Origin of the sequence: Pseudomonas lini (assembly GCF_030812475.1) — a bacterium.
Taxonomy (GTDB): Bacteria; Pseudomonadota; Gammaproteobacteria; order Pseudomonadales; family Pseudomonadaceae; genus Aquipseudomonas; species Aquipseudomonas lini_A.
In genome coordinates, this window is the sequence record NZ_JAUSSR010000005.1 from 201,658 (window position 1) to 228,379 (window position 26,722).

Sequence of the window (26,722 nt, forward strand, 5' to 3'; positions counted from 1 at the left end):
ATCACACAAAGGCTTGAGCGCGGGTTGCAGCCGCGAATCCCCTCTGCAAATCTTCAATCAACGCTTCGACATCCTCGAGCCCGACGTGCAGTCGCAGCACCGGGTTCAATGCCCGATCCACGGCGCTGTTGCGATCGTGCATATCGGCGACGGTAATCAGACTCTCGTAGCCACCCCAGGAGGCGCCCAGGCCGAACAACTGCAATGCATCGATGAAGCGCTCGACATACGTTGCGTCCGCCTCACACAGTTCGAACGAGAGCAAGCCGTTGCTGCCGTTGAAGTCCCGTTGCCACAGGAGGTGACCGGGATGATCGGGCAAGGCTGGATGGAAAACCCGTTTGACCTGGGGCTGCGCTTCCAGCCAATGGGCGACTTGCAGCGCCTGGCGTTCGTGCACTTCCAGGCGTGGCGCCAGGGTCCGGGCACCGCGCAGCACCAGGTAGGCGTCGTCGGGACTGACGGCACTGCCGCAGGTATCGCTCATGGCCGCCAGTGCCGGCCAGATCTCTTGCCGGGTGCAGACACTGCCCATGACCACGTCGCTGTGGCCACACAGGTATTTGGTCAATGCCATGATCGAAATGTCCGCGCCCAAGGTCAGCGGTCGATACAGGTAGCCCGAGCCCCAGGTGTTGTCCACCGCCAGCAGAATACCCCGTGGTTTGCACAACGCCGCGATGGCCGGCAAGTCGCAGAGCTCATACAGCAAGGAACCCGGCACTTCGGTGTAGACCATTTTCGTATTGGCTTGCAGTTGCGCGTGTAGGTCGTTGCCGTCCGGCGCGAAGTAGCTGACCTGAATGCCGAAGGGCTCAAGCAATTCCCGGGCCAGACGCCGCACAGGTGCGTACACCGCATCGGTGATCACCACATGGTCGCCGGGACGCAGGTAAGCCAAAAAGGTCTGCGCCACCGCGGCCAGCCCGGTGCCGAACAGGCGGGTGCGATAACCGCCTTCCAGTTCCGTCACCAGGTCTTCCAGGGCAAAGCCCGTCGGGTTGCCCCGGGCGCCATAGCTCAAGACCCGTTCGCTGTCGCGACGGGCACGGGCGTCGCGCATCTGCGCCAGGCTGTCGAACAGCACCGTACTCAAGCGGCTGACCGGCACGTTGACCGACCGCGCACCGCTGCCCTTTGCGCTGCGCGCCGAATGGATCAGACGGGTGCGTACTCGAGAATTTCCGGTGGTTTGAGGTTGCGTGCGCAGCGGCTTGAGAATGCCGATTTCTGCCGCGTTCATCTGCGCCAGCAAGCCGATTTCCCAGGCCAGGTACTGACGCGCCGCGTCCTTGTTGCCGGAATGACGATCGTGGGTGAAGAACAGAAAATCGATGCACTGCGAATCGGCTAATGCGTTGCCCTCCTCCTGCAGCGCCAGGCCTGCCGCGCGCCAGGCCCCCAGACCACCGTCCAGCAGGCGGGCCTGCGCGCGCTGGGTGTCGGGCAACTCCAGTGCCGCAACAGCAGCCAGCAACGGATCATCGGCCAGCAGCACCAGCGGCCGCTGTTCGCCTGCCACTTCGCTCGCCAGCAAGGAACGGATCGACCAACGTGCCCCGGCAATATGACCCTTGCGATAGGCCATGCTCGGCCGCAGATCGATCAGTGCCACCGCGTCGTCCTTCAACGCGTCGGCCAAGGCTTGCACGGTGATCAATGATAGCGTTTGCGGTACTGCAATCTCAGGCACGGGCAACGCCAGACCACTGCTCACGCCTCCCGCCAGCACATGAGCCTCATGCCCCAACTGCCGCAGCCAACTGGCAACGATCGGTGCACGCACGCCATCGCTATCGATCAACACCAGGCGCGCCTGGCGCACGCCGACGTACAGGTCGGTGGCTTGAATCAATTGTCCACCCGGCGTGTGCCGTGCACCCGGCAGACTGCCTGCGGCAAACTCCTCGGCAGTGCGCACATCACACACAAACAGGCTGCGCCCGGTGTCCCTGGCCCACTGCTCGACCTGCCCGGCCTCGACGGCTTTCACGCCGGCGCGTTCGGCCAGTTGCGCGGCAGCCAGACGTTGCGCCGGCAATGTCGCCGTCGAGACCTCCTCGGCATAGCGGCGGTTGCTGCCATGCTCCAGTTGAAAATTTTCCAGGTACCAACCCTGGGTGCCGTTTTCCAGGGCATAGACCGGGTTCTTCAGCCCCAGATCAATCAGCGTCTGAGCGCCGATAATGCTGCGGGTGCGGCCGGCGCAATTGACCACGATCGGCGTGTGCTCGTCCGGCACCAGATCCTGCACGCGATAGCCCAGCTCGCCGTTCGGGCAGCAGACCGAACCGGGAATGGTCATCTTGCGGTATTCATCGAACGGACGCCCGTCGAGCAACACCAGCGGCTCGCCCCGGGCCTGCCATTCGGCCAACTGCTGCGCGGTGACATGGGGGGTGTGCCTGGCCTCTTCGACCAATTCGCCGAAGGCTTTGGAGGGGACGTGCACACCGGCAAACAGCTGAAAACCGGCGGCCTGCCAACCCTGGGCACCACCCTGGAGAATATGCACCTGGCGGTAACCCAGCGCCTGCAGACGCCGGGCGGAACGCGCCGCGACGTCCCCACCATCCTGGTCATAAATCACCAGCCGCACCTGAGGATTCGGCGCCAGGCGCCCGACCTCCAGCTCCAGACGGCTATAGGGCAGGTTCACCCCGAAAAACAGGTGCGCTTCGCCATACTGGCCGTGCTCGCGCACGTCAAACAGGGCAATTTCCTGCCCGTCGAACAACCACTGCTGCAATTGCCCGGGAGTTACGGTCTGGCTCATGGGAGTCCCGCGTTGAAAGAGGAAAAATGAAATCACTAGAGGGCCAGCGACCAATGCCACGGCGAACTGAAACCTGTGGCGAGGGGGCTTGCCCCCGTTGGGTCGCGAAGCGGCCCCTAGCGTCCATCCAGACCAATCGAGTTGTCCGGATGTACGACTGCTGCGCAGCCGAACGGGGGCAAGCCCCCTCGCCACAGGAGAGCTGTCCTAGCCACAGGTTTCGTGCTGGGCGTAGTAAAGATCAATCATGCATAGGCCTTGATTGATGGCGCCATTTGCGAGGCGTTGTAATTGAGAATGCGCCCGTCGGCTTCGACGCCGTAGCGGCCGTTGAGGGATTCCAGCGGCAAGCCGTAGAGGTGGAAATGCAGGGTCGGTTGCTCGCCGTCGACCCGAATGCCATGCAGGTCTTCGCCGAGGAACGAGATGGAGGTGCCGGGCTGCACGATCACTTCGCGTTCCAGGTGCAAGGTGGTGAAGCCAGGTTCGCGACCTTCATCCTCACGACGGTAGACGTAATTGATTTCCTGACCTTCGACGGCACTGATGATCGCCCAGGTTTCGTGGTTGTGGGGGATGGTGCTTTTGCCCGGCAACAGCGAGTTCAGGTACAGCGTCGGGGTGTCGCCGTCGTCGTTGAGACGGTAGCGGAACGCGGTGCTGCCCTGCCCCGGCACCGGCGCCGGGAACTGATCGAAATTGAACAGATCGCGGCGCTCGGCCAGGGCTTCGAGCAAGACAACGATCTCTGCCAGCGCGGCGCGGTCGACGCCCCGATGATGGATAACGCGGATTTTCTTCAGGAAATCCTCGATGACAGCGGCACGGTTAACAGTACTCATGAACAGGCTCCTTGGTATCAGACGGACAGGCTGTAGCGGCTCAGGTTGGTCAACAGATACGGATCATTGGCGAGAGGCGGGCGGCGCCCCGGATCGCCCAGGGCGTGGCGCAGAAACTCGCGGGTCCGCTCGCTGGTCGGGTGCTGGAAGATCTGCGCGGCGCTGCCGTACTCGACTATCACGCCGTTCTCGGTGAAGTAGACGATGTCGCTGACCTCTTCGGCGAACCGCATTTCGTGGGTGACCAGCACGCAGGTCATGCCCTCCTCGGTCAACTCGCGAATCACCGTCAACACCTCGCCGACGGTTTCCGGATCGAGGGCCGAAGTCACCTCGTCAAACAGAATCAATTCCGGACGCATGGCCAGGGCCCGGGCAATCGCCACCCGTTGTTGCTGACCGCCGGAGAGTTGCCCCGGCCAGGCATCGGCCTTGTGCTCCATGCGCACCTTGGCCAACAAGGCCCGGGCGTCTTTCTCGGCGTCGATGCGGTTGCGCCCCAGCACCTTGCGCGGAGCAATCACCAGGTTCTCCAGCACCGACAGATGCGGGAACAGGTTGTACTGCTGGAACACAAACCCCACGCGCTTGCGCAACTCGATGCGCTGGGCTTCCCGGGCCAGGGTGTGGACCTCGGTATCGCCGACGCGAATGCTGCCGCGTTGAGGCTGCAAAAGGCCGGTGATGCAGCGCAGGAGGGTCGACTTGCCGGAGCCGGACGGGCCGATGATCGACACGGCCTGGCCGCGGTGCACATCGAGGTCGATGCCCTTGAGCACCGGGTTGGTGCCGAACGACAGGTGCAGGTCGCGCAGGCTGACCAGGGGCTCGGCGACGGTTTCAATAGAAGGCATAACGTCGCTCCAAGCGTTGAGTGAGTCGGGAAATCGGGTAGCAGTAAGCAAAGAACAGCACCAGCAGACTCAGGTAAATCACCACGGTGAAGCCGGTCAGGTTCACGGTGTTGCTGGCGATCTGCGCGGTGTCGATCACGTCGTGCACACCCACCAGGGACGCCAGCGCAGTGCCCATGGTGATCACCGCATAGAGGTTCATCCACGGCGGCAACATGCGCTTGAAGCACTGCGGCAGGATGATCGAACGGAAAATCTGCCCGCGGGAGAATGCCAGGGAACGCGCCGCTTCCCATTGAGTACTGGGGATCGAGGCGATGGCGCCACGGAAGATCTCCGCGACGTTGGCACTGGCCGGCAGGGCCAGGCCGATGGTGACCTTGAGCCAGTCAGGGAACGGGACATAGGTGCTGCCGACCTGGATCTCGAACGGGAACACGTAGGTGGTGAAATAGATCAGCACCAGCCACGGCGCGTTACGGAACACCTGCACCCATATCCGCGCGGGAAGGCGCAGCAGTCGCGGGGGTGACAGCGCCAGGGCGCCGACCAACAGCCCCAGGAACGAACCCAGTGCGATGGCCACCAGGCTGATCAGAATGTTCTGGCCAAAGCCTGCGGCCAGCGCTGGCGACCATTGCAGCAAGGCCTTCAACACCGGGCTTTGCGGGGCGAACCAGAGCAGCCAGAGCACGGTGCAGAGCAACAGCAACAACGTGCCGACATGCCGCCGGGGCCAGGCCAGCGGTGCGCCGACTGACGATTCAATGGCCATAGCCGGGCATCCTCAGGCGCGCTTCAAGGTAGCGCCCCACACAGTTGACAATAAAACTCAGCAGACCGAAAAAACTCAGAATCAGAATCATCAGCTCCAGCACGTTGTCGCTCTGGGTCCAGATCATGATTGCCGCGTAGGTGATATCGCCCACGGCAATGGCCGAGGCCACGGCGGTCATCTTCACCAGGTCGATCAGGTTGTTGATCAGCGACGGCAGGGCGAAGCGCACGGCCAGCGGCAGTTGCACATTCCATAACAACTGGCGGCTGCTGAACGCCAGGGAACTGGCGGCTTCCATCGTCACGCTCGGCACCGCCTCGATCCCGGCACGCAAGGCTTCTGCGTGAAATGCGCCCTTGTGCAGCGAGATCACGATCACCACCCAGGCGAACGGCGTCAACGGGTTCGCCGCGCCGACGGCCTGGGTCAGCAGCATGTTCAGCACCAGGAACGCGCAATACAACTGCACCAGGGTCGGCGTATTGCGGGTGACTTCGATGAATACCCGTGCAGGTTTCGCCAGCCAGGGATTGCCCGAGGTCAACATCGCCGCCAGGCCGACACCGGCCAGCAGACTGCCGACGATGGTGAACAGGCACAGCAGCACCGTGGTCAGTGCGCCCTGCTCCAGGCTGCCGCGTTGATAGGCGTCGAGCAGAAAGTCGTAGTTCAGGCCAACCCCGGCCGTCCAGTGGACAAAAAACTCCAGCCAGTGACTCATGGCTCGCTCCGTCAGGCGCCATTGGCCTGGAACTGTTTCTGCAGCTCCACCAAGGCTGACGACGCGGGGGTGATGCGGTTGCGGGTCTGGGCTTCGATCAGCCAGCCGCTGCGATGCAGTTCCTTGACGATGGGATCGAGCCTGGCCTGGGTATCGCCTTCGCCACGGCGGGTCCAGATCACCGACGGAGCCGGGTTGAGTTCCGGGCTGAGCGCGCGATAACCCTGCCATTCGGCGGTGTCGGCGAGCAACGGGTTGATCAGCGTGGCGTCATGCACCGCCGCGACGCAGTTGTTGCCACGCAACGCCAGCAAGGATTCCGACGAGCTCTTGAAGGCCTTGATCTCGACGCCCAGCTCAGTGAGCGGCTTGACGTAGCTGCTGCCCTGGGAGGTGCAGACCGGTTGGCCTTTGAGGTCTTCCCAACGGGTGAGCTTGCTGTCTTTCAACACCGCAGCGGTACCGCCGACACGGTAAAACGGTGTCGGCACAAAGCCGAGGATCTCGCCGCGTTCGGCGGTCCACTCCATGTTGGCGATCAGCAAATCGACTTTGCCCTGCTGCAGGAATTGCACGCGGTTGGCAGGCAACACCGGCACCAGTTGCACCTCGGCACCCAGTTGCCGTCCCAGCTCCTGGGCGAGGTCGACGTTCAGGCCCCGGGGTTTCCGGGTGGTCGGATCGATCCCGCCGAACGGGCCTCCGGACAACAACACACCGACCACCAGCACATGGCGCTGCTGGATCTTGTCCAGGGTGGCATCAGCCTGGGCGCTGGTCATGCCGACCATCGAGATCAAGGCGCCCAGCATCACAGGCAACAATCTTTTAACAGGCGAGCGCTCGAGCAACATGGTTTTCCCCTCATGGAATGGTCGGCGTACCCCGACCTGATGTGTGGGCATCCTAGGTACAGCGGCGAAGTAACGGAAATTCAAATATCTAATATCGTTATAACTTGCAGTGTCAAAATTGACAGATTCGCTCATAACACCCCGTATTTATTGGCGCCAGCTCATCAGCCGCGAAAATAATTTCTAAATACACATTACGAAATGTGATATTTATGTTTGTAGCCTTGATGTAAAACAACGACGGGAATGGCCATGTCGACCTCACCAACCCTTGACCTCGAATTACTGCGCACTTTCATTGCTGTGGTAGATCACCACAGTTTTGCCGAGGCCGGCGCGCAACTGGATCGCACGCAATCGTCGGTCACCCAGCACATGCAACGCCTGGAACAGCTGGTCGGGGTCAGCCTGTTCGAAAAACGCGGACGGCACAAACAACTCACCGAAGCGGGCATGCAGTTGCTGCGTCATGCGCGGCAGATGCTCTCGCTCAACGACGACGCCTTGAACTCCCTGCGCGAAAGCAGTTTGAGCGGCGTGTTGCGCATCGGCTCGCCCCATGACATCGCCGACACTATCCTTCCGCCGATCCTCAGCCACATCGCCCGCTCGGCACCGCGCCTGCGCCTGGAGATCGACGTCGGCCGCAGCCCGTTCCTGATGGACGACCTGCACCGGGGCAAGGTCGATATGGTGATCTCCACCCGCGAGGATCCCAGCCTGGAAGGCTTTGCCTTGCGCACCTCTCCGGTGTGGTGGATCTGTTCGGCGCAGTACCTGCACACCCCCGGCGAACCCTTGCCGCTGATTCTGGTGGATGAGCCCAGCATCTATCGCCGCTATGCCCTCGAGGCCCTGGAGCGCGCCAACATTCCCTGGCGCCAGGCGTACCTGGCGTCGAACCTGATCGGCATCAAGGCCGCCACCCGTGCAGGCCTCGGTGTCACACCGCGAAGCATGGAGATGCTCGGCCCGGACATGCGCGTGCTCGGTGAAAACGATGGCTTGCCACGTCTACCGGACGTGACCTATCACCTGTGGATCAGGCCCAACACCGTCAATCCGGTGGTGCGCCGGGCCTATGAGTTGATCAGGAGCAGTCACGGGCATTGAGGGTGTCCGACAACGACAGGCGTTCGCGGCACCAGTGCTCAAGGCGGGCATGGATTCGCGCGTACCCACTGTGGCGCGTGTGTTTTTCAAGCAAAAACCGGGGTGCTCCCGGCCACCAGCTGCCGGTGTAGTTGCGCGATATGTTCTGGCCCTATGCCGCAGCATCCGCCAACAATACTCGCCCCTGCCGCGACCCAGGATCGCGACCAGTGCAAATACGCCTCTGGCCCCAGATCGCGACGAATCTCCAACAGCGTGCTATTCGCCTTGGCTTCGGTACTGACAGCGGGAAACGCATTGGCGTACACCCCCAGCTCAATGGTTTGAGCAAGACTTTGGATGACACTTCGGGCCTCGGTCAACGCCGCTGCCATCACTTCCGGCTGGCTGCAATTGAACAGTACCGCCCTCGCCCCCAGCTCGACCGCCACGCGTACCGCATCGGTGACCGGCTCGGATGAACGCAGTCGCGGTGGTTCGCCGACTTCATCGAGCAGCGTGAAGGACACCCACAGTGGCTTGACTTGCGTGCCCAGCGCCTCGACCACTGCTCGAACTTCAGCGGTGGAGCTCTGGGTTTCTGCCAACCAGACATCGACGTGTTCGTGTAATCCGCCGATCAATGTGCGATGGATAGCGACAGAGCGTTGATGATCGAACAGGTCCGGACGATAGGACCCGAGCGCTGGCGGTAACGAGCCGGCCACCGTGACCGGTTCGTTACTGTCGTCCGCAGCCTGTCGAGCCAGGCGCCCCGCCCGTTCGGCCAGCGTGTGCCCCTGCCCGGCAAAGCGCTCATCGCCTATATGAAACGGCACCACCGCATAGCTGTTGGTAGAGATGATCCGGGCACCGGCATCGATAAACGCCCGATGAGCCTGAAGCACGAACTGCGGCGCCTCGATCAGCGCCAGCGCGGACCATTCCGGTTGGCGAAAAGGCGCGCCGATGCGTTGCAACTCACGCCCCATGCCGCCATCGAGCAAACGCAAGGTAGGATGGCTCATTGGCTGGAACTCACTGTCGGTGCCGAGGCCGCGAGCCATTGATCGACTGTGGCGCCATTTGCCTTGACCCACGCCTTGGCGGCTACGTCAGCCGGCAGTTTTTCCCTTTCGATCTTCAGAATCAGATCATTGAGCTGCGCCGGTTCGATCGCGACATTGCGCAGGAACCCGGCAATTTTCGGCGCGCGTTGCTGCAAGGCAGCCGAGGCCAGGACATGGACCTTGGCGTCCGGGAAGGCGCAGGTAATCCGGCTCTTGTTCAACCAGTCGGGGTCAACCGTTGGGCTGATGAATTTCCAGCAACCATCGGCCTTGTACAGCGGGTCATCTTTTTTGTTGTCCTGGGCATAACCGTCGAACGCAGGCTCTTGCAGGCGACGCAGGTCAAACGCCGAGAAGATCCAGTCCGGGGTATAGGCATAAAACACTACACCGCGCTGCGCCTTGTAAGCCGCGGCCAATTTGGCGTAAGTGACGGAGGCTTCGGTCGACACCGCCTCGAATTTATCTGCGAATCCGTAATCCTTGGCCTTGATCTGGCCGATGTAGGTCGACTCCCAGCCCGCCGGCCCGACCAGCAACTGAGCCTTGCCACCCCCCAGCGGCTCGAAGAGCTTGGCCACTTCCGGCTTGTTAAGGTCGTAGATGGATTTGACGCCGTATTTGTCCTGCAGATACCCCGGGATGTAAAAGCCTTGCTCACCGGCATAGGGGTGGGTGTTCGCCACCAATGACCGGGTGCCACCCGTCACGTACCTGGCCCAGGCGGCCGACTGATTCGGCAACCAGATATCCGTCAGCACATCGACTGAGCCATCGCCTTTCGCCGCGGCACTGAGCAGCACCGGGACATCCCCTGCCAGATACGACACATCACCATCCAGACGGGTTTTGATCACTTCGCCAAGGATGTGCTGGATGGCGATAGCGCCTGTCCAGTTCTGCTCGCCAATGACGATTTTGTCCTTGGCCATTACCGCGGCGGGAAGCATCAGGGAGGCCAGCAGCGCGGCTGCGCTCAAGGTGCACGAAAAATGGGTCTTCACGATAAGGTTCTCTGTTCAGCCAGGTTGATGATCTTGCTTGCGCAAGCTCGATTGAATGATTCGATCCGGAATCAGCGCGCACAGGACGATCGCCGCGCCGGCCAGCATGCCCTCGCCGCCCTTGATGTTGCGCAGCGCGGTCATGACGTCATAGCCCAGGCCGCCGGCACCGATCAGGGCGGCCACGACCACCATCGACAGGCTCATGACGATGGTCTGGTTGATCCCCAGCAGCAGGGAGCGGCGAGCCAGTGGCAATTGCACCTTGATCAGGGTCTGCCAGGGACTGGCACCGTGCGCGACCGCCGCCTCGATGGCATCCTTGGGCACTTCCTGGATGCCCAGGGACGTCAGGCGGATCATCGGCGCGAGGGCGAAAATAACTGTCGCGATCACGGCAGGCGTCTTGCCGACGGAGAAGAACGCCACGGCGGGGATCAGGTATACGAAGGTGGGCAGGGTCTGCATGACATCCAGCAAAGGCGTGATCAAGCGCCGTAGCAGCGGTCGCTTCGCCAGCAAAATACCGGTCGGCACGCCGATCACCAGTGCGATCAGCACCGAAGACCCAACCAGGGCCAAGGTGGCTATGGTGCGTTCCCAGAAACCGAACAGGCCGATGTACAGAAGTGCCGCGCTGCTGGTCAGGGTCAGCGCCAGGCCTGCCGAACGCCAGGCCAGAAACACCAGCGCCAACGCCGACACCGGCCAAGGCAACCAGCCCAACAGGTTTTCGATGCCTTCGATGACTGTGCGCACCGCGACAATCACCCCGACAAATGCGCCCTCGAACGTCACTTGCGACCAGCCGATGAACTGGTCGATGCTCTCTGCCGCCACTAGCAGCGCCTGGCGGTTGGCCGGAAACTGCAGCAACGCGTTCGTGGTGTCAGGTGTAATGACTCGCCAGATCACCAAGGCCTGGCTGATCAGCAGCACCGCCAAAGGCAGCGCCCAACCCGACGTGTCGCGCCGCACGGGCTGGCTGCTCAGCGAGAGCACAGCGAAGCGGCTGACCGCGAACACGGCCAGTGCGGCCAGCACCACCCGCCACGACGAGTCGACGATGCCCTGACTGAAAACCGCCAGGGCGGCGAGCTCACCGGCGAAGGCGGTCCAGAACGCTGCGCCCTTGCCCCGGGCCGCCAGCGCCGCGGGCCCCAGCAACAGCGCTTGCCACCAGGGCAAGCCTGGCGTGTGCGGCACCTCGCGCGGTTCGGTGTGTGCTGCCTGGAGGCGGACCTCGCCTGCGCTGCGCGGTGCAGAGGGCGTCACGCCGTAGTCTCGGAAAAAATCCGCCACCTCTGTATCGGCAGGATGCTCGAGCAACTGCTCCGGGGTGCCCAACTGCACCAGCCGCCCATGGCGCATGACGGCGATGCGATCGGCCAGGCGCAGGGCTTCAGCCGGGTCGTGAGTGACCAGCAGGGTCGTGATCCCGCGTTTACGGGCCAAGGCCAGGAAATGACTCTGCAGATCGCGCCGGATCGTCGGATCCAGGGCACTGAAAGGCTCATCCATCAGCAGGATGTCCGGCTCGGTGACCAGAGCCCGCGCCAGACCGACACGCTGGCGCATGCCACCGGACAGCTCATGGGGATAGTGCTCGCCCCAGCCCTCCAACCCTACCGCCTGCAACTGCACGGCTGCCGCCGCATGACGAGTCGATTCCGGTTCGCCGCGCAACTCCAGCGGCAGCGCGACGTTGTCCAGCACCGTGCGATGGGGCAGCAAGCCGAAATGCTGAAACACCATGCCGATGCGCCGCGACCTCAAGTCACGCAACGCTTTGCGGCTCAACCCGCTGATCCCGTGGCCTTCGATCAGGACTTCGCCACGGGTGGGCTCGATCAGGCGGTTGATATGGCGCAACAACGTTGACTTGCCGCTTCCGGAAGTCCCCATCAGGCACAGGACCTCGCCCCGACGCACCTTCAGGCTGACATTGCTCACTGCCGGCAACACAGTCGAGCCTTTTTTTCGCCCGTAAGACTTGGTGATGTCAAGCAACTCAAGCACGACATCGTCCTCGGTTTCCGCGCCGGCACCAGGGGCCACCAGCGGCCGAGCAGACTCGATCCATGGCGTGACCGAAGAGGTTTGAATGATTGTCACGGAAGCTCCCGGCAAGCGTCTCTCGGGCACATCGCTCGCACCCAAGGTCAGAGAATCGAATGGGCGCCAGGCAATCACCGCACACCGGATGCCTGACGCAAAACGAGCGCCACGCCAAGGGCGTGACACTGCTACGGGCATAAAGCTAATCGATCTTAAAAAACATCTATAAATACTTTTTTGGAATTAGCTTAGCTGATCCGATTGCTGCGCCTCGGCGTATTTTTCTCAACGATACAAAGAACTAAAAAGAATTAATAAATACAAAAACAGTATTTATCGTTATAAAAATATCCACGTACCCTTCAGTTCATTCCGTCATACCTCACACAGTGAAGTGCCCATGAATCCGACTGACAACCTCATTGACTTCACCAGCTACCGCAAACGCAAACAGGCTCAGCAACGGGCACGGGTCATGTGGGAAATGTATGCACGCAACGCAGGCCTGGCCTTTGAGTGGGTGCAAGCGAGCAAAACGACCGAGACGCGTCACGCGTGAACGCGCAGCAACCCTCGCGCTTTCTGGCGAGCACCGATGAGCCGGTAATGGATTTGAATAACCTGGAGCCACAGGAAGAAGACCCGATCTGCGAGCGGGTCGCGCAGAACCTGCAACGGCTGCGGGGCAAACGGCATTTATCCCTCGATGCCCTCGCCCGCCAGTGCGGTGTGAGTCGGGCGATGCTGGCGCAGATCGAATCCGGGCGCAGCGTGCCGTCGATAAAGGTGCTGTGCAAAATTGCCAAGGGCTTGAAGGTATCGGTGGCGGCGTTTCTAGAGCACCGGGCATTCGAAGGTGTGGCGGTGCTGTCGGCCGGCCAGAGCAAACGCCTGGTCAGTGCCAACGGCGCTTTTGTCAGCCGCGCCCTGTTCCCTTTCGATGTGGCGCGCCAGTCGGAATTCTACGAATTGCGCCTGAGTCCTCTGGGCGAGGACCGATCCGAAGGGCACGGACCGGGGGTTCAGGAAAACCTGGTGGTGGCTCAGGGTGTGCTGGAGATCAGCGTCAACGACGAGCGCTATCTGCTCTCCACGGGGGACTCGATCCTGTTCTACGCCGACCAGCCCCATCGTTACCGCAACCCCGCCGACAGTGAAGCGGTAGCGTACCTGGTGGTGACTTACCCGGAACGTCTGGACTGAAACTGGACTGGACTGGACTGTAGGAGCGAGCTTGCTCGCGATGGACGTTAACGATAACGCGTCCGTTCTGTATGAACGCATTACCCTTGAGACCATCGCGAGCAAGCTCGCTCCTGCAGTACGCAACAAGCCGGCCGGGATAATCCCGGCCGGTTTTTTTCCCGCCGATAACGATCAGCAGGTGCAGCACATCAGCGGCATGCCGTTGCAGCTCATCATCATCGGCATGCTGCAGTCGTTCATCATTTTCATCATCAGGCTGCAGCAATTTTTCATCATGTCCATGTTCATGCCAGCCATCGGCATGATCTTGCACATCATGCAATCGGCCATCAGCGTGCATTCCATCACGCACTTCATCGATGGCATCGGCATGCCGATCATCGGCATCATCATGTTCGCCATCGGCATGGTCATGCTCGCCTGGGACATGCACATCATGCTCATGTTGCCGCAGTGCATCATCATCGGCATGCCGCAGCTCATCATCATTTGCATCATTTCAGCGCTGTTCTTGAACATGGCCATGTCCATGCCAGCGGCCGGCATCATCTTGCACATCATGCCGTCGTCCATCATTTCGCAGGACATGGTCGCCATCATCATCGGCATGCCCATCATCGGCATCATTGGCATGTTGGCGTTCATCGGCATTTGCATCTGCGCTGCGTTCATCATGGTGTTGTTCCCTGAAGGGTGGAGAGTTGGACAAAGCTGATGGGGCCGATTCTAAGCAATGATCCAGGCGCAACAAGATGATGATCGAACAGCTGGATTGAATGCTGGAGCGACCTAAGCGGAGTGAATGGAACGAACATGTCCGCTGACGCGAACATTCGGCTTCGATGACAGACGCGTTTCCAACTGCAGCAGGCATTCCCCGGCTATGGATATGCAATCGACGTCTATATAAATAACCGAAAGAAATAATTGATCTAAACAGGGCCGGGTATTTTCATCCCGACCCTCTACTGCGCAGGTTTTACCTGTTAAAGACCAAAGACTCGACCGAGAACGCTTCGGCATCCGTCAGTGTTTGCACATCGACGCGATGGGGAAAAATCTTCTTCTCCACGAACAGATCATCGACCTGCTGCAAGGCCTGAACATCCCGCTGCTCGACAGGCAACAAAGACTCGTCACCCCAGCTGCGCAGTCGCCGGGAGACGTCCAGGGGAATGTCGTTGACCTTGGCGAATACGCGGGCGTACTCGTCCGGATTCTGCTGCGCCCACTCGAACGCCTTGGCGAAACGCTGCAACACATCACCGAGCGCCTTGCGTTTTAGCGGATCGTTCAGGATTTCGTCCGAGGCGGTGATAAAGGTCAGCCCGGTATTGATGCCCTCGCCGCTGATCAACACCCGCGCGCCCTGCTGCTCGGCGAACGCCTGGTAGATACCGAAGGTGGCCCAGGCTTCGATCTTGCCGGCATTGAACGCGGACAAGGCGTCGGTTGGCAGGACGAACCCGACCTTGACGTCCTTCTCATCGACCCCGGCATTGGCCAGTGCACGAATCAACAGGTACTGGGAAATGCTGCCTCGAGCCGAGGACACCACGACATTGCGGCCTTTCAAGTCGGCGACGGTGCGGATGTCCGAATCGGCCGGGACCAGGATCGCAATCCCCCTCGATTGACTGCGCCGAACGGCGACGATACGCAATGGCGTGCCCCCGGTAGCGGCAGCGAGCACCGGGGTGTCACCGGCCGGCGCCAGATCGACGGCGCCAGCGCGCAAGGCTTCGAACAACGGCGCGGCGCCCTGGAAGTTGGCCCACTCGACCTTGTAGTCGATGCCCTCCAGGGCATTCGCCGCCTCGACCACGGTGCGCAGGCCCTTGGCTTGATCGCCGAGCACCAGCGTCACGCCGGACAGGTCTGATTGGGCGACGGACGAGGATTCTGACTCGACGGCGTCACTGCACCCGCCGAGCAACAGCGCGACGACAGACAGCAACAGCATCGCGGATTTCCAGACGCGGATCGGCATGACAGAACATCCCTGTATCAATGGATTGGCAGCGGCATCAGCCATGGGCAAACCGCCGGATTGAATTGTTGGTGGCCTGACGCGGGGTCACCGCGACGGCTTCCACTTCAACCCCCAACAGGCTTAGCAGCCGTGCACGGATGGCCTGGAAACCCTCCTGCCCGGTGTCCCTCGCTCGGGGCAGATCGATGGTCAACTGTTCGGCGATCTTGCCGTTGGCCAGCACGATGACCCGGTCGGCCAGCAGGATCGCTTCGTCGACGTCATGGGTCACCAGCAGCACGGCCGGGGTGTGTTTGCGCCACAACTCGATAATCAACCGGTGCATGCGAATTCGCGTCAACGCATCCAGCGCGGCGAACGGTTCATCGAGCAGCAGCAACTTGGGCTCCCGTACCAGGCCACGGGCCAATGCCACCCGTTGTGCTTCGCCGCCGGACAGCGTGGCCGGGTAGGCCTCCAGCCGATGGGCCAGTCCCACTTCGGTCAGGGCCTGCACCGCGCGAGCCTTGGCGTCCGGGGTGTGCAAGCCGAGAATCACGTTCTTCCAGGCGCGTTTCCAGGGCATCAACCGGGGCTCCTGAAATACCGCAGCCCGGGCCTTGGGCACCCGCAGCTGACCGCTGTCGATGCTGTCCAGGCCGGCCAGGCTGCGCAGCAGAGTGGTCTTGCCCGAACCGCTGGCGCCGAGCAACGCGACGAATTCGCCCGGTGCAATGTCCAGGTCCAGGCCGTCGATGACCCGCTGTTGACCGAACTGGCGCACCACGTTCCGTAGTTGGACCGGTGGCGTTGAATGACTGGCTTTTGCCGCGTCCAGATGATCGATGCTCGACATATCAGTTCCTCACAAAAGATGGGCGCCAGGCCAGGGCGTAACGCTCCAGCGTGCGGATCAGTCCGTCGATCAACAGACCGAGGACGCTATAGATCAGCAGGCAGATCACGATTACATCGGTGCGCATGAAGTCCCGGGCGTCACTGGCCAGGAAACCGATGCCGGCGGTGGTGTTGATTTGTTCGACGAACACCAGGGCCAGCCAGGAAATGCCCAGGGAGTAACGCAAGCCGACAAAGAACGAAGGCAAGGAGCCCGGAAGGATCACATGCCAGATCAGCTCGCGACGATTCAGGCCCAGGGTGTTGGCGGCCTCGATCAGTTTCGGGTCGATGTTGCGAATCCCGGCGAACAGGTTCAGGTACACCGGGAAGGTGGTACCGGTGACGATCAGCGCGATCTTGGTGAATTCGCCGATGCCGAACCAGAGGATGAACAATGGCACCAGTGCCAGGGAAGGAATGGTGCGCAGCATTTGCATCGGCGAATCGAGGATCACCTCGCCGCGCTTGGACAGGCCGGTGATCAGCGCGGCGACGACACCGACGCTGACGCCAATACTCAGGCCCAGCAACGCGCGCTGCAGGGACACCAGCAAATGCGTGCCCAGCTCCCCGGAAACGATCATTGCCCAAAGTGTGCCGCCGATCTGCGACGGCGCCGCGATGACCCGTTGCGGGATCAGCCCGGCCTGGGAGGCCAGTTCCCACAACAGCAGCAGCGCGATAGGGCTGAGCAAACGCAGCAGGACTTCGGGGGTGCGCCAGTTAAGGATCCGGCTGGGGATCCATCTCGACGCGCCCAACAGATCATCTGTACGGCGCGCGGCCTTGTCGACGGAAAACGAGCTGGCGCTCTGGGTATCGAAGGTCTTTTCAGTCATCAGGCTTCCTTCCTTATCAAGAACATGGCTGGAGGCGCCATGCGTCAGCTGCGGATTCATGCTATTCGCATAAAAAACCGCAGTGAAATTCTTTTTAGGAATAAGCTAATATGATTAAAAATCAGATAATGAATTATCCAGATGAATTATTTGCATAATAAATACGCGCAGGCCCCCTCCTTTCGGGACTATGGCGGGGACGCGGATTAAAATGCGCATTGCTGATATCTAACATTTATCAAGATTCATTAATTTAATAATTAACTTAGAACAAAACGGCATTTCACAGGCCCGCCCTGCTGCGCCTACTTTCGACACACCAGACCGACCCCTGCCAGGTGGAGGCTTGAATTTCGTCCAGTCAACGACAAGGAACTCAGCATGAGTATTGAATTCATCGGTTACATCGGCGGCCATCACTCTTCGGAAATCCACCCCCGTAGCGGCCCCGTCCTGCAACCCGAGTACGTGGAAAAAGTCGCTCGCGCCCATGACGAGGCCGGTTTCGATCGCGCCCTGGTGGCCTTCCATTCCAACAGTCCGGACAGCACGCTGATTGCCTCGCATGCGGCCAGCGTGACGAAGAACCTGAAATTCCTCATTGCCCACCGCCCCGGGTTTGCCGCACCGACCCTGGCTGCGCGACAGTTCGCCACGCTCGACGTATTCAATGGCGGACGCACTGCCGTGCATATCATCACCGGCGGCGATGATGGCGAATTGCGGGCTGACGGTAGTCATATCGGCAAGGACGAGCGCTATGCACGCACCGATGAATACCTCGACGTGGTGCGCCAGGAATGGACCAGCGACAAACCTTTTGACTATACGGGCACCTATTACCAGGTCGAAGGCGCGCACTCGGCGGTGAAGTCGCCGCAACAGCCACACATCCCGTTGTATTTCGGCGGCTCGTCGACAGCGGCCATCGAGGTGGCGGGCAAGCATGCGGATGTCTATGCGCTGTGGGGTGAAACCTATGAGCAAGTTCGCGAAGTGGTGAGGCAGGTGCGTGCCGAGGCGGCCAGGCATGGCCGCGAGATTCGCTTCAGCCTGTCGTTGCGCCCGATCCTGGCGGACACCGAAGAACTGGCCTGGGAACGTGCAGAGAGCATCCTGCAACAAGCTACCGCCCTGGCCGGGCAGAATGGTTTTGTACGCCGCGAACCGCCGAACGAAGGCTCCCGGCGCCTGCTGGCGGCAGCGGCCCAGGGTTCGCGCCTGGACAAGCGCCTGTGGACCGGGATCGCCGGTTTGCTCGGCGCGCAAGGCAACTCGACCTCACTGGTGGGCACCCCGGAACAAGTGGCCGAAGCCCTGCTCGACTATTACGACCTGGGCATCACCACTTTCCTGATCCGCGGCTTCGACCCGCTGGACGATGCCATCGACTACGGCAAACGCCTGATCCCGCTGACCCGCCAGTTGGTGGCGGAGCGGGAACGGCAGGCGACGGAAAAAGTGGCTTGAAAGCTCTGACTACTTGATGAGGGGGTTCACAAGGATTGTGGCCACCACTGACCCTGTGGGAGCGAGCTTGCTCGCGAAGGCGGCGGCACCTTCAACATAGATGCTGACTGAAAGACCGCTTTCGCTGGCAAGCCAGCTCCTACAGGGGATCTTCGGTGAACACGCAATCGGTGAACGACAGCGATCCCGTGCAGGAGCCGGCTTGCCGGCGAAGGCGGCGGCACATTCAACATAGATGCTGACTGAAAGACCGCTTTCGCTGGCAAGCCAGCTCCTACATTGGACTCAGTTCTTGTACTCGATATCGGTGCGCTCCAACTGTCGGATCAGCGCATTCCAGTGCCGCGCCACCCCCGGCCCGTCCCCGCTCTTGAATACCTCGGCCTGCTTCTCGACCTTGGCCACCACCTCGGCCGGCGGGAAGATCAATTCAGCATTGCCGCCGGCTTGCGCCGCGATCTGGATAGTGCAAGCCCGCTCCAGCACGTGCAACTGCTGGAACGCGTGTTCGACACTGATGCCGGCGGTCAACAGCCCGTGATTGCGCAGGATCAACACGCTTTTATCCCCCAGGTCGGCCACCAGGCGTTCGCGCTCGTCCAGGTCCAGCGCCACGCCTTCATAACCGTGGTAGGCCACCCGCCCGGAAAAACCGATGGAGTGCTGGGAGATCGGCAACAGGCCGTCACGCTGGGCGGACACTGCGATGCCATCGCGGGTATGGGTATGCAACACCGCTTGCAGGTCCGGACGCGCTCCATGGATGGCGCTGTGAATCACGTAGCCGGCGTAGTTGATGCCCAACCCCGTCGGGTCGTCCACGATAGTGCCGTTGATGTCCACCTTGACCAGGTTGGAGGCGGTGATTTCATCGAACAACAACCCGAAGGCATTGATCAGGAAATGCTCGTCCGGCCCCGGCACCCGTGCAGAGAAATGGGTATAGATGTGGTCGGTCCACTTGAACAAGGCCGCCAGCCGATAGGCGGCGGCCAGTTTGACACGCACTTCCCATTCTTCAGGGCTGACGCGCTGGCGAACATTTTTCGAGACACTGGATAACGGACTGACGCTGCTCATGGCAAAACTTCCTGGATGGCCTTAAGGTCTCCAGCAAGCCTATGGCACGGCAAAAAATATTAAAAAGCACATTTTAATATAAGCTAATTATTATTTTTATTTATGATAATCAGCTCACGTCATCACGCCGCACGCTTGATCTTCTGCAGCGATCCGGCAACCAGTTTGCCAAAGGCATCGACCGGCCCTTGCAGGTTGCCGAGGAAATGCGGATAGATCAGCCACAGATCCATCACCGGTTTGAAATCCTTGAGCGGCATCACCGCCAGCTGATCGAAATGCGCGCTGCGTTCCAGCAACGGGCGCGGCACCAAGCCAAGTCCCAGGCCATCAGCCACCAGACCCAGCTGCAATTCAGTCCCGAAGGTTTCCAGGTTGACCCGCAGGGCCAGGCCCTGGTCCGACAGGTTGCGTTGCAAGCCGGCACGGAAACCGCAGCCATCAGGATTGAGAATCCAGCCACTCTGGTAAACCTCGGCGAGTTTGCAAGGACGCTTGGGCAATTGCGCCTTGGCACAGACCACCACCAGCTCCATCTTGCCGATCGACTCACCGACGATATTGTCCGGGAAAATCTTGCCCGCCGGGAACAACGCCGCGGCCGCGTCCAGTTCTCCGCGCTCGATCTTGCCGACCAGTTGACTGCCCCAACCGGTGGCCACCTGGGCCCGCATATCGGGGTACTCGATGCGCAAATGCTTGAGCGCGTCGAGCAGCACCACATCACCGATGGTTTGCGGAACACCCAGGCGCAACAGCCCGGTTGGCGGCGCGTCGGTGGCCACCAGTTCGCGCAGCGCATCCATTTCCCGCAGGATCAAACGGCACTGCTCATACACCCGGGTACCGATCAGCGTGGGCTTGAGCGGTTTGGTATTGCGGTCGAACAACTCCACGCCCAACGCCTGCTCAAAGTTCTGCACGCGCCGGGTGATGGCCGGCTGGGTCAGTTGCAACGACTCGGCGGCATGGCTGATGGATTGGCAACGAATCACTTCGACGAAGGCATCGATATCATCAATTTTCATTTGGCCCGCACATAGAGAACAGTCAATAAGATGTCTGAAAAGCATAGTTCTATTGTCGGGATCTGGATAGCCCACCGTACTGCGCCTCACTGTGGCCCAGTACCTTAAGCCATGTTATCGGACTTTTAATTCCATTCAGCTATAACCTAATCATTAAACAATCGCATATTGTTCTAAAACATTATGCTTAAATCAAAGTGTCATCTTTCAGCACGAACAATGGAAATCGCCATGACCAAGGCCCGACACCCGGAGAGACTCAGAGCATTCATAGGTGCCCTGGCGGAATTGATCGACGGCAATCCCCGCGAGGGCGATCTGCTGCATCGCGGCGGCAAGCTGCTCGCGCAACTGGTCCGCCATGACGACTGGCTGCCCGAGGATTTTGCCCTGCCAGACCCGGAGCGCTATCAACAATTCTTGCTGCATGCCGATTCACGCCAGCGCTTCAGCATCGTCAGTTTTGTCTGGGGCCCGGGGCAACGCACGCCCATCCATGATCATCGGGTCTGGGGCCTGATCGGCATGTTGCGCGGTTCGGAGTACTCGCAAGGGTTCGCCCGCAACCCTGACGGCAGCCTGGTGCCCGAAGGACCGCAGATACAGCTGCAGCCCGGCCAGGTCGAGGCCGTATCGCCCAAGATCGGCGACATCCATCAAGTCAGCAATGCCTTCGACGATCAGGTCTCGATCAGCATCCATGTCTACGGCGCCAACATCGGGGCGGTGCGCCGGGCGGTGTATCAGCCCGACGGCGGAGAGAAATTGTTTATCTCCGGTTATTCCAACGCCTTTCTCCCCAATATCTGGGATGTGTCCAAAGAGAGCCAAGCCCTATGAGCATTGCACCGACCCGCTCCTTCTCCGAGATTCGCCAGGCACTGCTGAACCGTGAAGAACTGGCATTGGTGGATGTGCGCGAAGAAGCGCCCTTCGCTGAAGCGCATCCGCTGTTCGCCGCCAATATTCCACTGTCCAAGCTTGAACTTGAGGTGTACGCGCGGATTCCCCGGCGCGATACCCAGGTGACCGTCTACGACAATGGTGAAGGCCTGGCGAGCATCGCCGCACAGCGGTTGCAGGCGCTTGGCTACGTCAATGTCAGCCTGCTGGAAGGTGGCCTCGACGGTTGGCGCCGCGCCGGTGGCGAGCTGTTCATCGACGTCAATGTGCCGAGCAAGGCCTTTGGCGAACTGGTCGAAAGCCAACGCCACACACCGTCCCTGGCGGCGGAAGAAGTTCAGGCGCTGCTCGACAGCGAGGCCGACGTGGTCGTGCTCGACGCCCGGCGTTTCGACGAATACCAGACCATGAGCATTCCCACCGGCATCAGCGTACCAGGGGCTGAACTGGTGCTGCGTGCCAGGGAATTGGCACCGGATCCGGCAACACGAATCATCGTCAACTGTGCCGGGCGCACCCGCAGCATCATCGGCACCCAGTCACTGATCAATGCGGGCATCGCCAACCCGGTGTCGGCCTTGCGTAACGGCACCATCGGCTGGACCCTGGCGGGTCAGACCCTGCAGCACGGCCAGTCGCGCCGCTTCGCCCCGACCAGCGAGGAACATCGACAAATCGCTGCAGGCGATGCCCGCCGCGTCGCCGACAAGGCCCTGGTGGGCCGCTCGACCCTGGCTGACCTGCAACGCTGGCAACAGGAGCCGACGCGCAGTACCTACCTGTTCGATGTGCGCACCCCGGAAGAGTTCGAAGCCGGGCACCTGCCCTCGGCCCGCTCGACACCGGGTGGCCAGCTGGTGCAGGAAACCGACCACTTCGCCAGCGTACGTGGCGCGCGCCTGGTACTGGTCGACGACGATGGCGTGCGCGCCAACATGTCGGCGTCCTGGCTCGCGCAACTGGGCTGGGAGGTCCATGTACTGGATGACCTGCAGCCGGCACACTTCAGCGAAAAAGGTGCCTGGCAGGCGCCGGTCCCGACGCCGCGACAGGCTGAGCAAATCAGCCCCGAGACCCTGGCCGACTGGCTGATCCACGGCGACACCGCGGTGCTGGATTTCACCAGCAGCGCCAACTACGTCAAACGCCATATCCCCGGCGCCTGGTGGGTATTGCGTGGACAACTGCGCGACGCCTTGGCCAAGGTGCCGACGGCGCAGCGCTACGTGCTGACCTGCGGCAGCAGCCAGCTGGCACGGCTGGCGGTTGCCGAGGTCGAGGCACTGACCGGCAAGGCGGTGTTTGTCCTGCGGGGCGGCACCGCCAGCTGGATCGCCGCACAACGGCCACTGGAGGAAGGCGAGACTCACCTGGCGTCGCCGCGCATCGACCGTTATCGCCGCCCTTATGAAGGGACCGATAACCCTCGCGAAGCCATGCAGGCCTACCTGGACTGGGAGTACGGGCTGGTGGACCAGCTTGCTCGCGATGGTACCCATGGCTTCTTCGTGATTTAACCACCCCGCCCTTGTGCCTGTGCAGGCACAGGGGGCAACCCACCCGACATCCGACCCCTCTCCAGGCGGAGGCTGAATCTACAACCGAGAGGATCTACAACATGTCCGCTGTCTTGCATCACGCCCCTTCACACCCCACCGAAACACTGCGGGTCACCCGCCTGGAACCCACCATCGGCGCGGAAATCGCCGGCATCGATCTGCGCCAGCCGCTGACCCCGGCGCTGCGCGACGAACTGCGCGGATTGCTGCTCGAGCATAAAGTGATTTTCTTCCGCGACCAGGCCATCAGCACCGAACAGCAGATTGCCTTCGCTCGGGAATTCGGTGAGCTCTATGTTCATCCCACTACCCAACAGAACGACCCGACGCAACCGCAAGCGCATCTGATCCAGGCCCAGGACGAACGCAAACTGTACGGCCCGAGGACCAGCGGCCGTTGGCACACCGATACCAGCTGGCTGTTGCAGCCGACCCTCGGCGCCATATTACGCGCGGTCGACTTGCCCCCGGTGGGTGGCGACACCCTGTGGGCCGATACCGCCGCGGTCTATCGTGCCTTGCCAGACGAGTTGCGCGAAGAAATCGATGACCTGCACGTGGTCCACGACTTCAAGTCGTCGCTGGACAAAGTCGGCTACGACTACCCGATCCTGGCCCACCCGCTGGTGCGCACCCATCCGGAAACCGGCGAGGACGGCCTGTTCATCAACTTCTCGCAAAACCCTTCGGTGATCGGCTGGACGCCGGAAAAGAGCAAGCAATTGATCGATCGACTGCTGCTGGAATTCAACAAGCCCGAACATCAGGTGCGCTTCAAGTGGCAGGAAAACTCGGTGGCGTTCTGGGACAACCGTTCGACCCTGCACTACCCGGTCTACAACTACGGCGGTTACCCGCGCCGCATGGAACGGGTGCTGATCGCCTATGACGACATTCCTCATCGGGTAAGGCGCGCGAACGCGGCCTGATCCGCTCAACAAACACACAAACCTGTAGGAGCCGGCTTGCTGGCGAAGACGGCGTGGCAGTCAATACATGTATCTACTGACACACCGCTTTCGCCAGCAAGCCGGCTCCTACAGCATTACCCGCCAACCCCTGCTGTTCGCGAACGTTCGCGAAGGGGTTCGCCTGTGCGTGCAATCTTTCAGGAATTCGCGTCATGAGCTCATCCAGCCCCCGAGTGAAATACGATTATTACGCGGCCGCCGCCTTCAGCCTGCTGGCCGCCAGCCTCCAGGCTCATGCAGAGAACGCGCAACCGGACAAAACATTGAGCACGGTGGTGGTGACCGGCAACCGCGGTAGCCAGCCACGCACCATCACCGACAGTCCCTCGCCGATCGATGTGATCAGTGCCGAACAACTGCAGGCCAGCGGCAAGGTCGGGCTCAAGGAACTGCTCGCGCGCCTGCTGCCCTCCTTCAACCTGCCGGCGATCAATGGCGGTGGCACCTCCTGGTCGGTGCGCGGGGTGACCATGCGTGGCCTGTCCGGGGATCAGGTGCTGGTGCTGGTCAACGGCAAACGGCGGCACAACACCGCGCTGATCAACAACCTGGCACGGATCGGCACGGCGGCGGTTCCGGTCAACCTCGACCTGATCCCGGTGTCGGCGATCGATCATATCGAGGTACTGCGCGACGGTGCCTCCGCGCAATACGGCTCGGATGCCATCGCCGGGGTGATCAACATCATCCTCAAGGAAAACGACAGCGGCGGCACCGCCGAGACTTCGTTCGGGCGCTACGGCAGCGGCGATGGCGACACGGTGCACCAGACGATCAACTACGGCCTGGCGTTGCCCAATGACGGCTTCGCCAACCTGGCACTGGACAGCAAGACACAGGAGCCCTTCGACCGCTCCGGCAGTGCCACCGGCAACCTTTACTCGTCGCCCGGTTTCCCCGACAGTCGCGACCAGACCGTCAATCGCCACGGCTGGAACCCCAGTTACGGGCTGGGCCGGGAAAAGGTCACCAACGCTAGCTACAACCTCGAACTACCGATCCAGGATGACCTGACGTTCTATTCCTTTTCCACCGCCAGCTACATGGAAACCACCAAGATCACGGGCAATTATCGGCCCAACGATATTTACTCCCTGGCCGGCGACCCGAACACCCCCTATCCCGATGGCGTCCACGCCCAGCGGCGCAATCGCACCAAAGACTTTCAGGTGGCGGGCGGCTTCAAGGGCGAGGTCGGCGGGTGGAACTATGACGCCAGTTCGACCTGGGGCGAGGACGACTCGACGCTTAATGCCAGCAACACCCTCAACCCGTCCTGGGGACCGACCAGCCCCACCTCGTTCCATCTGGCCTCGCAGATCTTCGATCAGTGGACCAACAATCTCGACTTCAGTCGCGGCTTCGACATCGGCCTGAAGAACCCGCTGCAAACCGCGTTCGGCTTCGAATACCGCTGGGAGAAGTACCAGATCGAGCCCGGCGACTATGCGTCCTATACCCCCGGCAACTATGTGATCCCGAACGGCCCCTTTGCCGGCAGGACACCGCTGCCCGGCCTCGCGTCCTATAACGGCACCAGCCCCGCCGACGCCGGGGAAATCAGTCGCAGCAACGTCGCCAGCTATATCGACCTGGGCCTGGATGTGACGGACCAATGGTACGTCGGCGTAGCGGCGCGCTACGAGCGCTACACCCAGGACATCGGCAGCACCTGGAGCGGCAAATTCTCCACCCGCTACCAGTTCACCGACGCCTTCGCCCTGCGCGGCACGGTCAATAACGGCTTTCGCGCACCGTCCCTGGCGCAAACCATTTATGCCTCCTCGACCTTCACCTCCGGCGGCGTGGTCAACGGCCAGCAGGTCTCGGTGCCGGTCAAGGTATTGCCGGTGGACACCACCGAGGCCCAGGCCCTGGGTGCGGAAAAGCTCAAGCCGGAAAAGTCCTTGAACTACAGCTTTGGCTTCACCTATGAGCCCACGCCGAACTATCGCCTGACCACCGACCTGTATCAGATCGGCATCCGCGACCGTATCGTCTCCACCAGCCTGCTCGGTGGCCCGGCAGTCTCGCAGATCCTCGCCGCCAACGGCCTGTCTCCCGGCCTGTATGCCCAGTACTACACCAATGCCGTCGACACCCGCACCCGCGGCATCGACATCATCAACGAGTACCGCCAGCAACTGGATGAGTATGGGCAGATCCGCTGGAGCGCGGCCTATAACTGGAACCAGACCAAGATCGAAAAACTCCAGGACAACCCGCCACAACTGAGCAGCCTGGGTTCGGGCTACCAGCTGTTCGACCGGCGCCTGCAGAAGGACCTGACCGTCGCCACGCCGCAATCGAAACTGATCCTGGCGGCGAACTGGAAAGTCACCGACTACAACCTGAACCTGGCCGTCACCCGCTTCGGCAGTTACACCGAGGGCGACAACAACCCGGTGAACGACCGCAAGTTCAGCGCCAAGTGGATTACCGACCTCGACGTGGCCTACGACTTGAGCAAACACCTGACGGTGGCGCTGGGCGCGAATAACCTGTTCAACGAGTACCCGGACAAGAACGGCATCCAGGACTGGGCCGGGGGCTACAAATACGGCCAGTTCTCGCCGTTTGGATTTGGCGGGGCTTATTACTACACGCGGCTGGCTTACAACTTCTGAGGGTTGTGAAAAAGGGCCTGCCAACGAAGAACGATCATGCGCCGCAGACCTGTGGGAGCGAGCCTGCTCGCGAAGTAGACACCACGGTTTTTCAGGCAGTACGCGTCATCGTTCTTCG

23 protein-coding genes are annotated in these 26,722 nt (G+C 61.2%); 8 read left to right on the top strand and 15 right to left on the bottom strand.

Annotated features, from left to right (window positions below):
• Position 1: 1 nt before the first annotated feature.
• The 6 genes from metC to J2W17_RS11725 all read right to left on the bottom strand — a co-directional run bounded on the left by metC (position 2) and on the right by J2W17_RS11725 (position 6,825).
• On the bottom strand, positions 2–2,776 hold the full coding sequence (metC, locus tag J2W17_RS11700; RefSeq protein ID WP_307333732.1) for a cystathionine beta-lyase: 2,775 nt from the start codon (positions 2,774–2,776) through the stop codon (positions 2–4).
• Positions 2,777–3,021: 245 nt separating this feature from the next.
• Positions 3,022–3,618, bottom strand: a complete 597-nt coding sequence (locus J2W17_RS11705) for a cysteine dioxygenase family protein (RefSeq protein WP_307333734.1) — start codon at positions 3,616–3,618, stop codon at positions 3,022–3,024.
• Between the two features lie 17 nt (positions 3,619–3,635).
• Entirely contained in the window at positions 3,636–4,472 is an 837-nt protein-coding gene (locus tag J2W17_RS11710) for an amino acid ABC transporter ATP-binding protein (RefSeq protein ID WP_307333736.1), read from the bottom strand.
• The gene (locus J2W17_RS11715) at positions 4,459–5,247 is read right to left on the bottom strand and encodes an amino acid ABC transporter permease (protein WP_307333738.1); all 789 of its coding nucleotides are present in this window, start codon (positions 5,245–5,247) and stop codon (positions 4,459–4,461) included. Before J2W17_RS11715 ends, J2W17_RS11710 begins: the two co-directional genes overlap by 14 nt.
• The gene (locus tag J2W17_RS11720) at positions 5,237–5,971 is read right to left on the bottom strand and encodes an amino acid ABC transporter permease (RefSeq protein WP_307333740.1); all 735 of its coding nucleotides are present in this window, start codon (positions 5,969–5,971) and stop codon (positions 5,237–5,239) included. The genes J2W17_RS11715 and J2W17_RS11720 overlap by 11 nt, the downstream gene beginning before the upstream one ends.
• A gap of 11 nt (positions 5,972–5,982) precedes the next feature.
• Positions 5,983–6,825, bottom strand: a complete 843-nt coding sequence (locus J2W17_RS11725) for a transporter substrate-binding domain-containing protein (protein WP_307333742.1) — start codon at positions 6,823–6,825, stop codon at positions 5,983–5,985.
• A gap of 252 nt (positions 6,826–7,077) precedes the next feature.
• On the opposite strand from J2W17_RS11725, the gene J2W17_RS11730 reads away from it, so the two are divergent.
• On the top strand, positions 7,078–7,938 hold the full coding sequence (locus J2W17_RS11730; RefSeq protein ID WP_307333744.1) for a LysR substrate-binding domain-containing protein: 861 nt from the start codon (positions 7,078–7,080) through the stop codon (positions 7,936–7,938).
• Positions 7,939–8,024: 86 nt separating this feature from the next.
• Here J2W17_RS11730 and J2W17_RS11735 read toward each other — a convergent pair whose 3' ends face one another.
• From J2W17_RS11735 to J2W17_RS11745, 3 genes are all read right to left on the bottom strand, one after another.
• Positions 8,025–8,945: a homocysteine S-methyltransferase family protein gene (locus J2W17_RS11735; protein ID WP_307333746.1), complete on the bottom strand. Its 921-nt coding sequence runs from the start codon at positions 8,943–8,945 to the stop codon at positions 8,025–8,027.
• Positions 8,942–9,937 carry an ABC transporter substrate-binding protein gene (locus J2W17_RS11740; protein WP_307334081.1) on the bottom strand — a complete coding sequence of 332 codons (996 nt, stop codon included), beginning with the start codon at positions 9,935–9,937 and terminating at the stop codon, positions 8,942–8,944. The genes J2W17_RS11735 and J2W17_RS11740 overlap by 4 nt, the downstream gene beginning before the upstream one ends.
• 69 nt (positions 9,938–10,006) lie before the next feature.
• Positions 10,007–12,070, bottom strand: coding sequence for an ATP-binding cassette domain-containing protein (locus J2W17_RS11745; protein WP_373459979.1), 2,064 nt, complete (start codon positions 12,068–12,070; stop codon positions 10,007–10,009).
• Between the two features lie 379 nt (positions 12,071–12,449).
• Here J2W17_RS11745 and J2W17_RS11750 point away from each other — a divergent pair, with 379 nt between their 5' ends.
• Positions 12,450–12,608 (top strand): hypothetical protein, encoded by a 159-nt coding sequence (locus J2W17_RS11750; RefSeq protein WP_307333748.1) that lies wholly within the window; start codon positions 12,450–12,452, stop codon positions 12,606–12,608.
• Positions 12,609–12,655: 47 nt separating this feature from the next.
• Positions 12,656–13,252, top strand: a complete 597-nt coding sequence (locus J2W17_RS11755) for a helix-turn-helix domain-containing protein (RefSeq protein ID WP_373459976.1) — start codon at positions 12,656–12,658, stop codon at positions 13,250–13,252.
• Between the two features lie 174 nt (positions 13,253–13,426).
• Here the strand turns inward: J2W17_RS11755 and J2W17_RS11760 are convergent, their stop codons facing one another.
• From J2W17_RS11760 to J2W17_RS11775, 4 genes are all read right to left on the bottom strand, one after another.
• On the bottom strand, positions 13,427–13,930 hold the full coding sequence (locus J2W17_RS11760; RefSeq protein WP_307333750.1) for a hypothetical protein: 504 nt from the start codon (positions 13,928–13,930) through the stop codon (positions 13,427–13,429).
• Positions 13,931–14,234: 304 nt separating this feature from the next.
• Positions 14,235–15,245, bottom strand: a complete 1,011-nt coding sequence (locus tag J2W17_RS11765) for an ABC transporter substrate-binding protein (protein ID WP_307333752.1) — start codon at positions 15,243–15,245, stop codon at positions 14,235–14,237.
• Positions 15,246–15,282: 37 nt separating this feature from the next.
• Positions 15,283–16,083, bottom strand: a complete 801-nt coding sequence (locus J2W17_RS11770) for an ABC transporter ATP-binding protein (protein WP_307333754.1) — start codon at positions 16,081–16,083, stop codon at positions 15,283–15,285.
• Position 16,084: 1 nt separating this feature from the next.
• Positions 16,085–16,966, bottom strand: coding sequence for an ABC transporter permease (locus J2W17_RS11775; RefSeq protein WP_307333756.1), 882 nt, complete (start codon positions 16,964–16,966; stop codon positions 16,085–16,087).
• A gap of 381 nt (positions 16,967–17,347) precedes the next feature.
• On the opposite strand from J2W17_RS11775, the gene J2W17_RS11780 reads away from it, so the two are divergent.
• Complete coding sequence (locus tag J2W17_RS11780; protein WP_307333758.1) at positions 17,348–18,436, top strand: LLM class flavin-dependent oxidoreductase; 1,089 nt, start codon at positions 17,348–17,350, stop codon at positions 18,434–18,436.
• A 285-nt stretch (positions 18,437–18,721) separates the two neighbouring features.
• On the opposite strand, the gene J2W17_RS11785 is transcribed toward J2W17_RS11780, so the two are convergent.
• Both J2W17_RS11785 and J2W17_RS11790 read right to left on the bottom strand, forming a co-directional pair.
• Complete coding sequence (locus J2W17_RS11785; protein ID WP_307333759.1) at positions 18,722–19,516, bottom strand: class II aldolase/adducin family protein; 795 nt, start codon at positions 19,514–19,516, stop codon at positions 18,722–18,724.
• Between the two features lie 122 nt (positions 19,517–19,638).
• The gene (locus J2W17_RS11790; protein WP_307333761.1) at positions 19,639–20,544 is read right to left on the bottom strand and encodes a LysR family transcriptional regulator; all 906 of its coding nucleotides are present in this window, start codon (positions 20,542–20,544) and stop codon (positions 19,639–19,641) included.
• Between the two features lie 231 nt (positions 20,545–20,775).
• On the opposite strand from J2W17_RS11790, the gene J2W17_RS11795 reads away from it, so the two are divergent.
• The 4 genes from J2W17_RS11795 to J2W17_RS11810 all read left to right on the top strand — a co-directional run bounded on the left by J2W17_RS11795 (position 20,776) and on the right by J2W17_RS11810 (position 26,604).
• The gene (locus J2W17_RS11795; protein ID WP_307333763.1) at positions 20,776–21,384 is read left to right on the top strand and encodes a cysteine dioxygenase family protein; all 609 of its coding nucleotides are present in this window, start codon (positions 20,776–20,778) and stop codon (positions 21,382–21,384) included.
• Positions 21,381–22,964 carry a rhodanese-related sulfurtransferase gene (locus tag J2W17_RS11800; protein WP_307333765.1) on the top strand — a complete coding sequence of 528 codons (1,584 nt, stop codon included), beginning with the start codon at positions 21,381–21,383 and terminating at the stop codon, positions 22,962–22,964. The genes J2W17_RS11795 and J2W17_RS11800 overlap by 4 nt, the downstream gene beginning before the upstream one ends.
• A 101-nt stretch (positions 22,965–23,065) precedes the next feature.
• Positions 23,066–23,935 (top strand): TauD/TfdA dioxygenase family protein, encoded by an 870-nt coding sequence (locus J2W17_RS11805; RefSeq protein WP_307333767.1) that lies wholly within the window; start codon positions 23,066–23,068, stop codon positions 23,933–23,935.
• Between the two features lie 194 nt (positions 23,936–24,129).
• A complete protein-coding gene (locus J2W17_RS11810; protein ID WP_307333770.1) occupies positions 24,130–26,604 on the top strand; it encodes a TonB-dependent receptor plug domain-containing protein in 2,475 nt (824 codons plus the stop codon).
• Positions 26,605–26,722 lie beyond the last annotated feature (118 nt).